This is a genomic window from Rosenbergiella metrosideri (genome assembly GCF_022602565.1).
Lineage (GTDB): Bacteria > Pseudomonadota > Gammaproteobacteria > Enterobacterales > Enterobacteriaceae > Rosenbergiella > Rosenbergiella metrosideri.
The window spans coordinates 45,313-60,263 of record NZ_JALBCV010000003.1; the positions used below are offsets into that span (position 1 = coordinate 45,313).

Annotated in this window: 13 protein-coding genes; 2 read left to right on the top strand and 11 right to left on the bottom strand. The window is 48.4% G+C overall.

Annotated features, from left to right (window positions below):
* Positions 1–10 precede the first annotated feature (10 nt).
* Entirely contained in the window at positions 11–838 is an 828-nt protein-coding gene (gene apaH / locus MKR94_RS04730) for a bis(5'-nucleosyl)-tetraphosphatase (symmetrical) ApaH (protein ID WP_241645705.1), read from the top strand.
* A gap of 12 nt (positions 839–850) precedes the next feature.
* Here apaH and folA read toward each other — a convergent pair whose 3' ends face one another.
* The 10 genes from folA to MKR94_RS04780 form a co-directional block, all read right to left on the bottom strand.
* Positions 851–1,336 carry a type 3 dihydrofolate reductase gene (gene folA, locus MKR94_RS04735; RefSeq protein ID WP_241645709.1) on the bottom strand — a complete coding sequence of 162 codons (486 nt, stop codon included), beginning with the start codon at positions 1,334–1,336 and terminating at the stop codon, positions 851–853.
* Between the two features lie 128 nt (positions 1,337–1,464).
* Complete coding sequence (gene carB / locus MKR94_RS04740; protein ID WP_241645711.1) at positions 1,465–4,689, bottom strand: carbamoyl-phosphate synthase large subunit; 3,225 nt, start codon at positions 4,687–4,689, stop codon at positions 1,465–1,467.
* A 14-nt stretch (positions 4,690–4,703) separates the two neighbouring features.
* Positions 4,704–5,852 (bottom strand): glutamine-hydrolyzing carbamoyl-phosphate synthase small subunit, encoded by a 1,149-nt coding sequence (gene carA / locus MKR94_RS04745; protein WP_241645714.1) that lies wholly within the window; start codon positions 5,850–5,852, stop codon positions 4,704–4,706.
* 453 nt (positions 5,853–6,305) lie between these two features.
* Entirely contained in the window at positions 6,306–7,112 is an 807-nt protein-coding gene (dapB, locus tag MKR94_RS04750; RefSeq protein ID WP_241645717.1) for a 4-hydroxy-tetrahydrodipicolinate reductase, read from the bottom strand.
* Positions 7,113–7,257: 145 nt separating this feature from the next.
* Positions 7,258–8,211 carry a 4-hydroxy-3-methylbut-2-enyl diphosphate reductase gene (gene ispH, locus MKR94_RS04755; RefSeq protein ID WP_241645720.1) on the bottom strand — a complete coding sequence of 318 codons (954 nt, stop codon included), beginning with the start codon at positions 8,209–8,211 and terminating at the stop codon, positions 7,258–7,260.
* Positions 8,192–8,665 carry an FKBP-type peptidyl-prolyl cis-trans isomerase gene (fkpB, locus tag MKR94_RS04760; protein ID WP_241645722.1) on the bottom strand — a complete coding sequence of 158 codons (474 nt, stop codon included), beginning with the start codon at positions 8,663–8,665 and terminating at the stop codon, positions 8,192–8,194. The genes ispH and fkpB overlap by 20 nt, the downstream gene beginning before the upstream one ends.
* Positions 8,662–9,171 (bottom strand): signal peptidase II, encoded by a 510-nt coding sequence (gene lspA / locus MKR94_RS04765; protein ID WP_048911479.1) that lies wholly within the window; start codon positions 9,169–9,171, stop codon positions 8,662–8,664. The genes fkpB and lspA overlap by 4 nt, the downstream gene beginning before the upstream one ends.
* Positions 9,171–11,987 carry an isoleucine--tRNA ligase gene (ileS, locus tag MKR94_RS04770; RefSeq protein ID WP_241645724.1) on the bottom strand — a complete coding sequence of 939 codons (2,817 nt, stop codon included), beginning with the start codon at positions 11,985–11,987 and terminating at the stop codon, positions 9,171–9,173. Before ileS ends, lspA begins: the two co-directional genes overlap by 1 nt.
* Positions 11,988–12,012: 25 nt before the next feature.
* The gene (ribF, locus tag MKR94_RS04775; RefSeq protein WP_241646004.1) at positions 12,013–12,951 is read right to left on the bottom strand and encodes a bifunctional riboflavin kinase/FAD synthetase; all 939 of its coding nucleotides are present in this window, start codon (positions 12,949–12,951) and stop codon (positions 12,013–12,015) included.
* Between the two features lie 73 nt (positions 12,952–13,024).
* Complete coding sequence (locus MKR94_RS04780) at positions 13,025–13,219, bottom strand: hypothetical protein (RefSeq protein ID WP_241645726.1); 195 nt, start codon at positions 13,217–13,219, stop codon at positions 13,025–13,027.
* 50 nt (positions 13,220–13,269) lie between these two features.
* Here MKR94_RS04780 and rpsT point away from each other — a divergent pair, with 50 nt between their 5' ends.
* Entirely contained in the window at positions 13,270–13,533 is a 264-nt protein-coding gene (rpsT, locus tag MKR94_RS04785; RefSeq protein ID WP_048911476.1) for a 30S ribosomal protein S20, read from the top strand.
* 223 nt (positions 13,534–13,756) lie between these two features.
* On the opposite strand, the gene dnaJ is transcribed toward rpsT, so the two are convergent.
* The gene (gene dnaJ, locus MKR94_RS04790; protein WP_048911475.1) at positions 13,757–14,899 is read right to left on the bottom strand and encodes a molecular chaperone DnaJ; all 1,143 of its coding nucleotides are present in this window, start codon (positions 14,897–14,899) and stop codon (positions 13,757–13,759) included.
* Positions 14,900–14,951 lie beyond the last annotated feature (52 nt).

The following is a 14,951-nucleotide window of genomic DNA, read 5'->3' on the forward strand; positions in this document are numbered from 1 at the left end:
AAGGGTGAAGATGAGTACCTATTTAATCGGCGACATACACGGCTGCTACCAAGAGTTCTGCCAATTATTGGATCAGGTCGCTTTCGATCCGGCCCAGGACGAATTATGGCTGACCGGTGACTTGGTCGCGCGTGGCCCGGATTCATTGCAGGTATTACGGAAAGTCAAATCGCTCGGCGATGCAGTGCGACTTGTACTAGGAAATCACGACCTTCACTTACTGGCTGTTTACGCTGGGGTCAGTAAAAATAAATCCAAGGATCGATTACAGCCGCTGCTTGAGGCCGAAGATTGCGACGAATTAGTTAATTGGTTACGCCGCCAGCCGTTACTGCAAATCGATCATGAAAAACAGCTGATTATGGCGCATGCGGGGATTACCCCGCAATGGGATTTAGAGACCGCACAGCGTTGTGCGGGGGATATTGAAGCCGTGCTTGCGAGCGATAGCTACCCGCTGTTACTGGATGCCATGTATGGCGATATGCCCAATAATTGGTCGGAAAATCTCAGCGGATTAGCACGCTTACGCTTTAGCACTAATGCCTTAACCCGAATGCGCTACTGTTTTCCTGGCGGTCAGTTGGATATGATCTGTAAAGAAAAACCAGAAGACGCGACGCCGCCGTTAAAGCCTTGGTTCGATATACCTCGGCAGTTATCCGAAGAGTTTACCATTGTATTTGGTCACTGGGCCTCGTTGGAAGGCAAAGGTACGCCAAGTAATGTTATTGGTCTTGATACCGGATGCTGCTGGGGTGGCGAATTAACGCTTCTACGTTGGGAAGATGGTCGCTATTTTCATCAGCCCTCTGCACAGCAGAAAGCCGATGAATAGACCGGCGAGCGACTAAGCGCGGCGTTCTAAGATCTCAAAACATAGGCCATAGTGGTTGGCCTCGTCTGCATCTCGAAATTCGCTGAAGACCGATTCCCACTGGTCAGGATCGTATTCCGGAAATTGGGTATCCCCCTCAATCTCAGCATCGACATGGGTTAAATACAGCTTATTTGCCTGAGGCAAAAGTTGCTGATAGAGATTCCCGCCACCAATAACCATAATTTCTCCTGCCTCCGCGGCACAGGCAATTGCCGCGTCGATAGAGGTTACCCAAAAAACATTGTCTTGCGCAGGTTGTTCCTGACGACTAATGACGATATTTTTCCGGCCTGGTAGCGGACGACCAATCGACTCGAATGTCTTGCGACCCATGATGATAGGTTTACCCAGAGTTTGCTGCTTAAACCACGCGAAATCGGCGGGAAGATGCCAGGGCATTTGATTTTCATTACCGATAATACGGTCGGTTGCCATCGCGGCGATTAGGCTTAACATAGTTGCACTCTCTGCATAAAAGACGCGCAATCATACGAGAAGGCGTGGAGATAGTCGAGAGGGATGAGGAGGAAAAAATGGATTTTAAAAAAATAAACGGCCTCATTGCGAGGCCGTGATTTTAAGGCTTAAGCTTTCAGCTCAGCATGCATTTCTTGTACAGAGATAACGCGCTCTGTTGGATCCGCATTCAGCGCCATCGCCGTGGCGAATCCACCATTCATCGTGGTGTCGTAGTGCACTTTATACTGCAATGCGCTGCGGCGAATTAAGCGTGAATCCTCGATAGCCTGACGTCCGGCCGTAGTGTTAACGATATAAGCGTACTCACCATTTTTCAGACGGTCTTGGATATGTGGACGACCTTCATGCACCTTGTTAACAAGGCGAGGGTTAATACCCGCTTCACCTAGTACGACTGCGGTACCGTGAGTCGCATCCAACTCAAAGCCGAATTCCACTAATTTTGCCGCTAAATCGACAACGCGTTTTTTATCGCCCTCGCGTACCGAAAGTAACGCACGACCTTGTTTCTTCATCGTCGCTTGCGCCCCCAGCATCGCTTTAGAGAAGGCTTCAGCAAAGGTACGTCCAACGCCCATCACTTCCCCGGTCGAGCGCATCTCTGGCCCAAGAATTGGGTCAACACCTTGGAATTTATTGAAGGGAAGAACAACCTCTTTTACCGAGTAGTAAGGCGGGATGACTTCTTCCGTCACGCCTTGCTCTGCCAAGGTTTTTCCTGCCATCACACGCGCCGCCACTTTCGCTAACGGTACGCCTGTCGCTTTCGAGACAAAAGGGACAGTACGCGCTGCGCGCGGGTTAACTTCAATCAGGTAGACCTCATTATTCTTAACCGCGAATTGAACGTTCATCAGTCCTCGAACATTAAGTTCAAAGGCTAATTGTTCAACTTGCTTACGCATGACATCTTGGATCGCTTTGCTAAGTGTATAAGCTGGCAGGGAACAGGCTGAGTCACCGGAGTGAACTCCCGCTTGCTCAATATGTTCCATGATGCCGCCAATTAAGACTCGCTCACCATCGCAAATTGCATCCACATCGACTTCGACAGCATCATCCAAGAAGCGGTCAAGAAGAACAGGGGCATCGTTCGATACAGACACTGCTGTTTGGAAGTAACGCTTCAGGTCCTGCTCGTCGTAAACGATTTCCATCGCACGGCCACCGAGGACATAAGAAGGACGCACCACCAATGGATAGCCCAGACTCGCCGCGCGCTCAACGGCTTGCTCAAGTGCAGTGACGGTAGCATTCGCAGGTTGCTTTAACGCTAAACGGTCAACCGCTTGTTGGAAACGCTCACGGTCTTCCGCTCGGTCAATGGCATCAGGGCTGGTACCAATTACTGGTACACCTGCCGCTTCTAAGGCACGAGCCAGCTTCAGTGGCGTCTGTCCACCGTACTGTACGATAACCCCTTTCGGTTTTTCGATACGGACGATTTCCAATACATCTTCGAACGTCACCGGTTCAAAGTAGAGACGATCGGACGTATCGTAATCTGTAGAGACCGTTTCAGGGTTACAGTTAACCATAATGGTTTGATAGCCGTCTTCACGTAGCGCTAAAGCCGCATGCACGCAGCAGTAGTCAAACTCGATCCCTTGACCGATACGGTTTGGGCCACCGCCCAAGATCATAATTTTTTCACGGTCACTGTCTGGCTGCGCTTCACACTCTTCTTCATAAGTGGAGTACATATACGCCGTATCTGTCGCAAATTCAGCCGCACAGGTATCGACACGTTTGTAGACTGGGTAAAGGTTATACTGTTGACGTAATTTACGAATTTCTGCTTCGGCCACACCAGTTAAGGTCGCTAACCGCGCATCGGCAAACCCTTTACGCTTAAGTTGACGTAGGAAGTCAGCGGTAAGAATTTGAACGCCGCCGCGGGTAACCTGTACTTCAAGGCGTACCAGCTCTTCAATTTGCACCAAGAACCAACGGTCGATATTGGTTAGGTTAAACACGCCTTCAACCGACATACCGTGACGGAACGCATCGGCAATGTACCAGATACGATCTGCACCGGCATCTTTCAGTTCGCGGCGGATTTTGGTTAAGGCTTCAACATCGTCAGCATCGACTTTCGGGTCAAAACCAGTCGCTCCAACTTCAAGTCCACGTAATGCCTTTTGCATGGATTCTTGCAGAGTACGGCCTATCGCCATCACTTCGCCAACAGATTTCATTTGCGTTGTCAGACGGTCATTGGTCCCTGCAAATTTCTCGAAGTTAAAGCGAGGAATTTTGGTAACAACGTAGTCGATAGACGGTTCGAATGATGCCGGAGTTTGTCCGCCTGTAATATCATTCATTAATTCGTCTAAGGTGTAGCCGACCGCCAGTTTGGCCGCAATTTTCGCAATCGGGAAGCCGGTCGCTTTAGAGGCTAATGCGGAGGAGCGTGATACGCGTGGGTTCATCTCAATGATAATCAAGCGACCATTTTCTGGGTTAACCGAGAATTGGACGTTTGAGCCACCCGTTTCAACACCAATCTCACGTAAAACCGCCATCGAGGCGTTACGCATGATTTGATATTCTTTATCCGTTAGCGTCTGAGCAGGCGCAACAGTGATGGAGTCACCGGTATGGATCCCCATTGCGTCGAAGTTTTCAATCGAACAGACAATGATGCAGTTATCATTTTTGTCACGCACCACTTCCATTTCGTACTCTTTCCAACCAATCAGTGATTCATCAATCAATAATTCATTGGTCGGTGAGAGATCGAGGCCACGCTCACAAATCTCTTCAAACTCTTCACGGTTATAGGCAATTCCGCCTCCCGTACCGCCCATAGTAAACGAAGGACGGATGATACAAGGAAAGCCCACCTCTTCAGCGACCGCTAAGGCCTCTTCCATGCTGTGTGCGATACCGGAACGTGCGGTGTCTAAGCCGATTTTTTTCATCGCCTTATCAAAACGCTGACGGTCCTCGGCTTTATCGATCGCGTCTGCCGTCGCCCCAATCATGGTGACGCCGAACTCTTCAAGGACACCTTGACGTTCAAGCTCTAACGCACAGTTCAGTGCTGTCTGACCGCCCATGGTCGGTAATACGGCATCCGGACGCTCTTTTTCAATAATTTTTCTCACGACTTGCCAGTTGATCGGCTCAATATAGGTCGCATCGGCCATCTCTGGGTCAGTCATGATGGTCGCCGGGTTGGAGTTAACCAAAATAACCCGATAACCTTCTTCGCGTAACGCTTTACAGGCTTGTGCGCCCGAGTAGTCGAATTCACAGGCTTGACCGATAACAATCGGTCCAGCACCTAGGATCAGGATAGATTTGAGGTCAGTACGTTTTGGCATTGCTTCTCTCCTGATTACGCTTTAGCGCCGCGGTAAGCATTGATAAGTTCAATAAAGTGGTCGAATAACGGTGCTGCATCATGCGGGCCAGGGCTCGCTTCTGGGTGACCTTGGAAGCTGAAAGCCGGCTTATCGGTACGGTGAATCCCTTGCACAGTATGGTCGAACAGTGAGCGGTGGGTCACACGCAAACACTCTGGCAGTTGCTGATCGTCTACCGCAAATCCGTGATTTTGCGCAGTGATCATGACAACGTTATTATCGAAGTCTTTGACCGGGTGGTTACCACCGTGATGGCCCAACTTCATTTTTACCGTTTTCGCACCGCTCGCCAATGCAAGCAGTTGATGTCCTAGGCAAATACCGAAGACTGGGATGTCTGTGTTAAGAAACGCTTGAATTGCGCTAATCGCATAGTCACAAGGCTCTGGATCCCCTGGGCCGTTAGACAGGAAAATCCCATCGGGATTAAGGGCTAGGACCTCCTCTGCAGAGGTCTGTGCCGGTACAACGGTCAGCTTACAGCCACGGTCAACCAGCATACGTAAGATATTATGTTTCGCTCCAAAATCGTAAGCAACCACATGCCAAGGCAGCTCGGACTCATCACGCGCATCCGGTAGCTCATTTTCTAGTGTCCAACTTCCTTGCTTCCACGTGTAGCGTTCAGAAGTGGTGACTTCTTTCGCTAAATCCATTCCTTTCAGGCCTGGAAACGCTTTCGCTTTTTCTAGCGCCAAGGCAACATCTGGGTTATCCCCGGCAACGATACAGCCATTTTGCGCACCTTTTTCGCGAAGAAGACGTGTCAGCTTACGGGTATCAATATCCGCAATCGCCACAATATTGTGTTGGATTAAGTAGGACGATAAATCGCTGGTACTGCGATAGTTACTGGCAATAAGCGGTAGGTCACGAATAACTAAGCCTTGTGCATGGACGGAAGAAGCTTCTGCATCGGCTGGGTTGGTGCCGACATTACCAATATGAGGATAAGTGAGAGTGACGATTTGGCGGGAGTAGGAAGGATCAGTAAGGATTTCTTGATAACCGGTCATTGATGTATTGAAAACGACCTCTCCAACTGCCGATCCCAATGCGCCGATCGCCCGGCCGTGAAACTCGGTTCCGTCTTCCAGAACCAAAATTGCTGACTTAGTCAAAACTTCCTCCAGGGAATAAATAGTCACTGTTCATGCATATTAATTCAATCAGTAAGATTAAATCAACGCAAAAATGCCTGCCTATCTGGATTTTGGCAAATTGGCGGCATTCTAATGATCCCTAGGACTTATGTCTATACTGAAGAGTAATTAATTTATTTTTTTTACGCCTTTCATCTCAATTTCTTCATTTTCACGATGAAAAAGGATCTTATCTGGTCAAAAAAAACGTTTGCTGTGAAAGAATTAACGAAAAAATGTCTAGAACGCAGTGGGTAGGCGATAAAGTAAACAATAGAGCGGTAAAACCAGACCATTTGGTAAAATAAAAAAACAAAAATAACAAAAAATAACTAACTGAGTATAAAAAATATAAAAAGCAATATTAAATCGGCATTTATAGATTAAAATACCGATATATCAGTGAGTTAAAAACTCAACTTTACACTTTAACTAAAAACCAAGCACATCTTTCATTGAGTAAAGCTTAGGTTTTTTATCACTTAACCAAAATGCAGATTTAACCGCCCCTTTAGCAAAGGTCATACGGCTTGAAGCCTTGTGAGTTATCTCTATCCGCTCTCCGATATCTGCAAAAATAGCGGTATGCTCACCTACAATATCGCCTGCTCTAATCGTGGAAAAACCAATAGTTCCGGCCTTCCGTTCGCCGGTAATCCCTTCTCTTGCGTAGACAGCATGCTCATCCAGTGACCAATCCATTGCGGTAGCTATCGCTTCCCCCATGGCTAATGCAGTCCCGGAAGGTGCATCGACTTTATGGCGATGATGCGCTTCGACAATTTCAATGTCGGTGTAGTCCCCCATCACCTTAGCAGCCTGATCCAAGAGGTTCAGCATAAGGTTAACGCCGACGCTGAAGTTAGCCGCAAACACGACTGGGATTGATTGAGCCGCTTCAGCGATCTGTTTTTTACCTGCCTCATCAAACCCTGTTGTGCCAATCACGATTGATTTATGGTGCTGACGACAAAGTGTTAACAGATCGATAGTGAGTTCTGGACGAGTAAAATCGATCAAAATATCAAAATCGTCGATGACTTGGTGAATATCATCCGCGATCGCGATACCCAGTGAGCCGATACCCACTAACTCGCCTGCATCGCATCCCTTTAATGATGAGCCTTGGCGGACAATCACTGCACCCAGTTGAACGGAATCGTCCGCGTGAACCGCTTCGATTAATTGTTTCCCCATACGGCCCGTTGCGCCGATGATAGCAATACGTGTTGCAGCCATAACAAAAACCCTATCTCTATTATTTTCTGCCTTCAGCATAACGGGCCTATTAGGCTAACTCCAGCGTAAATTAGCGAGACCCGTGGTATTTTGACCAAAAAAAACCAGCTCTGAAGGAGCTGGTTTCTATCGTACGAGGCGAGCCTTAAGTCACTTCTTTAACCGGAACACGAAGCTCTTTAGGGACTTCGAAGAAAATATTCTCTTCTCTTCCCGGAAGCTCGATTGCCGGTTCGCCACCATGCTCCATCAGACGCGTAATGACCTGTTGGACCAAAATATCAGGAGCAGATGCCCCCGCCGTGACGCCGACACAGCTGATGTTCTCTAACCATTGCGGATTAATATCTTCAGCACTATCGATAAGTCGTGCCAACCTGCCCGCCCGTTGCGCTAACTCAGCCAACCGATTAGAGTTTGATGAGTTTTTAGATCCAACGACCAATACCACGTCTGCCTCGTCTGCTAATTGTCGAACAGCCTCTTGACGATTAGTGGTGGCATAACAGATATCGTCTTTGCGTGGACCAATAATTAGCGGAAAGCGTTGGCGAAGGGCATCAATCACATCGGAGGTATCGTCCACTGATAAGGTCGTTTGCGTCATAAAGCAGAGGTTAGCTTCATTTTTAACCGTCAGCTTCCAGACATCGTCGGGCGATTCAACCAAATACATTCCCCCTTCTGGGTTACTGTATTGCCCCATGGTGCCTTCCACCTCGGGATGCCCAGCGTGACCGATTAAAATCGCTTCAGTCCCTTTACGGCTGGCTCTAGCCACTTCCATATGTACCTTAGTTACCAGCGGGCAGGTGGCGTCAAATAGCATGGTCAGTTGCCGGGCTTTTGTTTCAGCCCGTACCGCTTGTGAAACGCCGTGCGCAGAGAAAATGAGAATGGCACCATCTGGCACCTCGCTGATCTCCTCAATAAAGATCGCACCGCGTTCACGTAATCCTTCGACGACATACCGGTTATGAACGACTTCATGACGCACATAGATCGGTGCACCATACATTTCTAGGGCACGTTCAACGATACTAATTGCCCTATCAACGCCAGCACAGAATCCACGTGGATTAGCCAGTAAGATTTTCATTCTGCTCCTCCATCACGGGATTGATATCAATGATCTCAATATCAAAGGTGATGTCTTGACCTGCTAGCGGATGATTGAAATCGACGGTAACCGAATCACCAGAAATTTCACGTACAATACCTGGCATTTCACTGCCATCGATCGCGCTAAAGAGCATAATGGCCCCGACTTCTGGCTCCCCCGCCTCCATAAAGGATTGACGAGAAAAGTACTGCACCAGATCAGGATTACTTTCACCAAACGCATCTTCCGCCGCTAAGCTGAATTTATGTTGGCTACCTACCGTTAACCCAAGTAATTCAGCCTCCAGCTTTGGAGAAAGAGACTGATCACCCAAGGTTAGCAGAGCCGGTTTTTTGTTCGCTTTGGTCGATTCTGCCACGGACCCATCTGATAGGGTAAGAACGAGTTCCACCACTACGCGACTGTCCGCCGAAACGATACGCTCACTCATGATTTGTCCTCGGCTGAATCGGCCTGCGGCTTAGGTAGGAAACCTTCTAGCACGATCAGCGCGGCCCCCACACAGATGCCGCAGTCGGCGATGTTAAAGGTCGCGAAGTGCCAATCGCCAATATAGAAGTCGATAAAATCGACAACAAAACCGTGCCAAGCTCGGTCAAAGAGGTTACCTAGCGCTCCACCGATAATCATTGCGTAAGCAATATTGGCCAGTTTCTGCTCAGCACGGCTACGGTACATCATTAGCAGCAAGGAGGCCGCAATAGCGACGGCAATGGCCGCGAACATCCAACGCTGCCACCCGCCCTTATCCGCTAAGAAGCTAAATGCTGCACCATAGTTATGCGCATAAAAGAGGTTAAAGAACGGTATTAGCGCACGAGATTCGTGAAGTTGCATTGAGGTCATTACCCAGTATTTACTGGATAAATCAACGACGATAACAAGTACCATCACCCATAACCAACGTAGCCCAGTCGAACATAAAGATTTTTTCATTAGGCAAACTTACGCTCTTCACCGTTTCCTGCCACATTGCTGTAGCAGCGGCCACAAATTTGTGCCTGTTCAGCGTTCGTACCAATGTCATTGCTGTAATGCCAGCAACGTGGACATTTCTCGCCCTGCGCTTTACCAAGCAGAATACGCAGCCCTTTAACTTGCTCGCTCTGGACCGCTTCATCTGAGGCTACCGCGAGGTCAGCAACTTGTGCTTCCGAGGTGAGCAATACAAAGCGTAACTCATTACCCAAGGCGTTAAGGCGTGCAGCCAGTTCAGGTTCAGCAAAGAGGGTCACTGAGGCTTCTAAGGCTCCCCCCACTTTTTTATCTGAACGCGCTTGTTCGATAACCTTGTTAACTTCGCTACGGACTTTTAACAACTGGTCCCAATAGGCGTCGTTCATCGGCTCATCATTTGCTAAGCCGAATAACCCTTGATACCACTCTTCGGTAAAGACATATTTTTCACGCTCACCCGCTAGGTGTCCCCAGATTTCATCAGCCGTAAAGGAGAGAATTGGTGCCATCCAGCGAACCAGCGCTTCAACAATATGCCATAGCGCGGTTTGGCAGCTACGACGAGCTAAACCATCCGCCTTCGCGGTATATTGACGGTCTTTGATGATATCGAGATAGAACGATCCCATTTCTACTGAGCAGAAATGCATTAAGCGTTGTACTACCTCATGGAAATCATATTTCTCATAGGAAGCAATGATATCTTGTTGTGCCGCTAACGCACGGCCAACCGCCCAACGATCCACGACCACCATCTCTTCCGGGGCAACTTGATCCGTTTCTGGGTTGAAGCCGGTTAAGTTAGCCAATAAGAAGCGCGCCGTATTACGAATACGACGATACGCATCGGCCGATCGTTTTAGGATTTCGTCGGAAACCGCCATCTCACCTGAATAGTCAGTTGAGGCGACCCACAAACGCAGAATATCCGCGCCAAGCTTATCCATCACATCTTGTGGACTGACCGTGTTGCCGATTGATTTAGACATCTTTCTGCCTTGTCCATCGACGGTAAAACCATGGGTTAAAACTTGACGATAAGGCGCTTTCGATTTGATTGCGGTGGAGATCATCAGCGATGACATAAACCAGCCACGGTGCTGATCTGAACCTTCCAGATAGATGTCGGCACTGTGCCCATTAAATTCAGGGCGAACATCGACTACGCTACAGCTGGTCGATCCTGAATCGAACCACACATCCAGCGTATCAGGCACTTTCTCGTAGTCGTCCGCATCGCTACCGAGCAGGTCGGCACTATCCAGATCCCACCATGCTTGAATACCGTCTTGCTCGACACGCAGCGCAACTTTTTCCATTAATGCTAAGGTCTCTGGATGGATTGCCCCCGTCTGCTTATGGATAAACAGTGACATCGGTACGCCCCACGTTCTTTGACGTGAAATACACCAGTCAGGACGATTCTCTACCATGGATTCAATACGCGCTTGGCCCCAATCTGGGATCCACTGCACGCCTTTGATCTCTTTCAAAGATTGCGCACGCAGGCCTTTTTGGTCCATGCTGATAAACCATTGTGGCGTGGCACGGAAGATGATCGGCGTTTTATGGCGCCAACAGTGCGGGTAGCTATGGTGAAGATTTTCAAGATGCAGTAACGCACCCTTTTCACGCAGAATATCGATCACCAATGGGTTTGCTTTAAACACATTGATGCCATCCAGACCTGGATAAGTACCCGGCAGATAGCAGCCGTCACCGCCAACCGGGTTTACTGTTTCAATCCCATATTTTTGACCGATCACGTAGTCTTCTGGACCGTGACCTGGCGCGGTGTGTACGGCACCCGTACCAGCATCTAAGGTGACATGGTCGCCCAATAATACTGGAACCTCTAAATCGAGGAATGGATGTTGGAAGCGTTGGTTTTCTAACACTTCACCTTGGCATTCGCCTAATACTTGCCAACTCTCAGCACCGATTTTAGTCATAACCGCTTCGACTAAATCTTTTGCTAAGATAATACGTTGACCATTAACCTCAAGCAGCTGATAGGTAAACTCAGCATTTAAGGAGATGGCACGGTTAGAAGGTAAGGTCCAAGGCGTGGTGGTCCAGATAACCAGTGAAATCGCTTGGCCGTCCGCGGCTACGCCAAATTTTTCCGCTACCGCTTGCGCATCGACGGCATTGAACAGAACGTCGATAGAAGGTGAGGTTTTGTCGTAATACTCAACTTCCGCTTCGGCTAATGCAGAACGGCAATCTAAACACCACTGGACCGGCTTAGCCCCTTTATGAAGGTGCCCATTACCAATGATTTTAGCCAATGCGCGAATGATATTGGCTTCGGTTTTGAAGTCCATCGTAAGGTAAGGACGATCCCAGTCGCCAAGAACACCTAGGCGAATAAAATCTTTCTTTTGGCCTTCTACTTGTTCTGCAGCGTAGTCACGGCAGGCTTGGCGGAACGCCGCAGCGGTCACTTTCTCACCCGGTTTGCCAATCATTTGCTCAACTTTGTGCTCGATCGGTAAACCATGGCAATCCCAGCCTGGAACGTATGGGGCATCGAAGCCCGCCATACCGCGAGATTTCACGATAATATCTTTAAGGATTTTATTAACTGAGTGACCGATATGAATATTGCCATTCGCATACGGAGGGCCGTCGTGCAGAATAAAGGTCTTTTTCCCTTTCTTCGCTGCACGAATGGTCGCGTAGAGATCATCGGCGTACCAACGCTTAAGCATGTCTGGTTCTCTTTTTGCTAAATCACCACGCATTGGAAAACCTGTTTCAGGAAGATTCAGGGTTGATTTATAGTCACTCATTAGATTTTAGTTCCAGGTTTCGGGATTACACCGTTGTTCGTTGAACGAAATAATTTCTGGCCGTTTCCACATCCTGCGCAATTTGTTGTGTCAACGCGTCTAGGGATGCAAATCGTTGCTCATCACGTATTTTATGTTTAATCACTACTTGGATTCGTTTTCCGTATAGGTCTCTCTGTGTATCAAGTAGATGGACCTCAAGTTGTTGACGAATTCCTTTAATCGTTGGGCGAGTACCAATATTAGCGACTCCTGCGAGGGGTTGCTCATCGACGCCATAGACTTCTACCGCAAAAACACCGTTTACCGGAGTCACTCGACGCTTTAACGGTATATTGGCTGTCGGGAACCCCAGTGTCCTACCTAGGGCATCGCCATGCACCACACGTCCGGTGATAGACCAAGGACGGCCGAGTAAAATTTCTGCCTGTGAGAAGTCGCTGTTAGCTAACGCCTGACGCACGGCGGTGCTACTGATACGTTTACCTTGTTCAATATAGGTTTCAGTACTGACAACATCAAAACCATATTGTGTGGCTGCCTGTTGTAATAGCAGGAAATCACCGCGACGACCAGCGCCAAATCTAAAATCATCGCCAATCGCGAGTAATTTCACATTCAGTCTTTTTACCAGAAGTTCACTGATAAAGTTCTCTGCTGTAAGCTTCGCAAAATCTTGATCAAAATTAATGCAGACCACTTCGTCCACACCAAACTTTTCTAAATGCTCTAGTTTCTCACGCAGGCGCGTTAACCTCGCCGGGGCTGCTTCAGGTTGGAAGAGCTCTAAAGGCTGGGGTTCGAAAACCATCACCACAACGGGTAAGTGTCGGTGCGAACCTGCTTGCCGCAAATGACGCAGCAAAGCTTGATGCCCCCGATGTACGCCATCAAAGTTTCCAATCGTTAAAACGCAACCTTGTTGATGCTGTGTGAGATTATGTAGCCCACGGATAAACTTCATGGCAAACTCGATTTGCTGAAAATGCCCGATTATACCTTGTTCAGCGTTCAAAATTAACCCGTTGATGTCGGCTTTACGCACTAGTTTTGCCCTTTTTATCCAGTGAATCGCTATTGGGCGTAAATTCCGCACAATTTTGTTGCGAAAGACTGTATTCAATGGTGGGAAACTGGTAGAATCCTGCGCCATCAATTACGTAACCGAGCGCCGCGATGTAAGCGACGCTTATTTGCACAAATCCATTGACAAACGAAGGGACAAAAGGCATAGTCCTCGACCTTTGATTTGTCCATAAAGAACTAATTTGGGAGTTGGACCTTGGCTAATATCAAATCAGCTAAGAAGCGCGCGGTAACATCTGAAAAGCGTCGCAAACACAATGCTAGCCGTCGCTCTATGATGCGTACTTTCCTCAAGAAAGTTTACGCTGCAATCGCGACTGGCGACAAGCAAGCTGCACAAAACGCATTTAACGAAATGCAACCAATCGTGGACCGTCAAGCTGCTAAAGGCCTGATCCACAAGAACAAAGCTGCACGTCATAAAGCTAACTTGACTGCACAAATCAACAAAATGGCTTAATCGCCACACGTTGATGTTCTTTAAAAAGCCGACCTCTGGTCGGTTTTTTTGTGTCTACTTCCCCAACTCATCTCTCGTCTCATCAATCACTCAAAGCTTCCCTTTTCGTTTTACGCCGATCTCACTCTAGGGTCATCTGCCATCCTTTTTAACCGTAAAAAATACCCCATAGATCGGAAACCAATCTATGGGGTAGATAAAGCACGTGAATCAGCAAGAATGACTAACGCGTGAGATCATCAAAAAACTTTTTCACACCATCAAAGAAGCTCTTAGAGCGTGGGCTATTGGCATCACCTGCTGGTCCACCTAATGACTCACCTAGCTCTTGCAGTAGCTGTTTCTGCTTCTCATTGAGCTTCACTGGGGTTTCTACCACTACACGACAGAGTAAATCCCCTACAGCGCCGCCACGAACCGATTTAACGCCTTTACCGCGCATACGGAATAGCTTACCGGTTTGGGTTTCTGCAGGGATTTTTAGTTTGACTCGACCATCCAGTGTTGGGACTTCAATTTCCCCACCCAGGGCTGCCATGGCAAAATTGACCGGCACTTCACAGAAAAGATTACTCTCTTCACGTTCGAAGATAGCGTGCTTTTTAACTGAAACTTGAACGTACAGATCACCAGACGGTGCACCTTGTTCTCCGGCTTCGCCTTCGCCACTTAAGCGAATACGGTCACCTGTGTCGACCCCCGCGGGAATTTTTACCGACAGCGTTTTAGATTTCTCTACACGACCATGTCCATGGCAAGCATTACATGGGTCTTTAATGACGGTTCCACGCCCTTGACAGGTTGGGCAAGGCTGTTGCACGGCGAAGAAACCTTGACGCATTTGTACTTGGCCCGCACCCTGACAGGTCGAACAGGTTTGAGGCTTAGAGCCTGCCTTCGCACCGCTACCGTCGCACTTCTCACACTCTTGCAACGTAGGGATCCGGATCTCTTTGGTGACGCCACGGACAGCTTCCTCAAGCGTTAGCTCCATGGTGTAGCGTAAATCGGAGCCACGCGCTGCGCGTTGACGACGACCACCACCGAAAATGTCACCGAAAACATCACCGAAGATATCGCCGAAATCAGCACCGCCGCCACCAAAGCCGCCACCGAAACCACCACCACCCATTCCGCCTTGCTCGAACGCAGCATGGCCGTATTGGTCATAAGCAGCACGCTTCTGATCATCGGTGAGGATTTCATAAGCTTCTTTAACTTCTTTAAACTTTTCTTCAGCTTCTGCATTCCCCGGGTTTCTATCCGGGTGAAACTTCATTGCTAAGCGTTTGTACGCTTTTTTGATTTCACGCTCATCCGCTGATTTGGATACGCCTAAAATCTCGTAATAATCACTCTTTGCCATCGATCTTGCCCTTAACATGAGAGCACGGGCGTGGAGAAACTCCTACGCCCGT

What these genes read in the sequence shown, in the direction of transcription:
- ribF (WP_241646004.1), bottom strand. Translation starts at nt 12,951, where the DNA reads ATGAAGTTTATCCGTGGGCTACATAATCTCACACAGCATCAACAAGGT.
- folA (WP_241645709.1), bottom strand. Translation starts at nt 1,336, where the DNA reads ATGTTAAGCCTAATCGCCGCGATGGCAACCGACCGTATTATCGGTAAT.
- apaH (WP_241645705.1), top strand. Translation starts at nt 11, where the DNA reads ATGAGTACCTATTTAATCGGCGACATACACGGCTGCTACCAAGAGTTC.
- ileS (WP_241645724.1), bottom strand. Translation starts at nt 11,987, where the DNA reads ATGAGTGACTATAAATCAACCCTGAATCTTCCTGAAACAGGTTTTCCA.
- ispH (WP_241645720.1), bottom strand. Translation starts at nt 8,211, where the DNA reads ATGAAAATCTTACTGGCTAATCCACGTGGATTCTGTGCTGGCGTTGAT.
- carB (WP_241645711.1), bottom strand. Translation starts at nt 4,689, where the DNA reads ATGCCAAAACGTACTGACCTCAAATCTATCCTGATCCTAGGTGCTGGA.
- lspA (WP_048911479.1), bottom strand. Translation starts at nt 9,171, where the DNA reads ATGAAAAAATCTTTATGTTCGACTGGGCTACGTTGGTTATGGGTGATG.
- MKR94_RS04780 (WP_241645726.1), bottom strand. Translation starts at nt 13,219, where the DNA reads ATGCCTTTTGTCCCTTCGTTTGTCAATGGATTTGTGCAAATAAGCGTC.
- fkpB (WP_241645722.1), bottom strand. Translation starts at nt 8,665, where the DNA reads ATGAGTGAGCGTATCGTTTCGGCGGACAGTCGCGTAGTGGTGGAACTC.
- dapB (WP_241645717.1), bottom strand. Translation starts at nt 7,112, where the DNA reads ATGGCTGCAACACGTATTGCTATCATCGGCGCAACGGGCCGTATGGGG.
- dnaJ (WP_048911475.1), bottom strand. Translation starts at nt 14,899, where the DNA reads ATGGCAAAGAGTGATTATTACGAGATTTTAGGCGTATCCAAATCAGCG.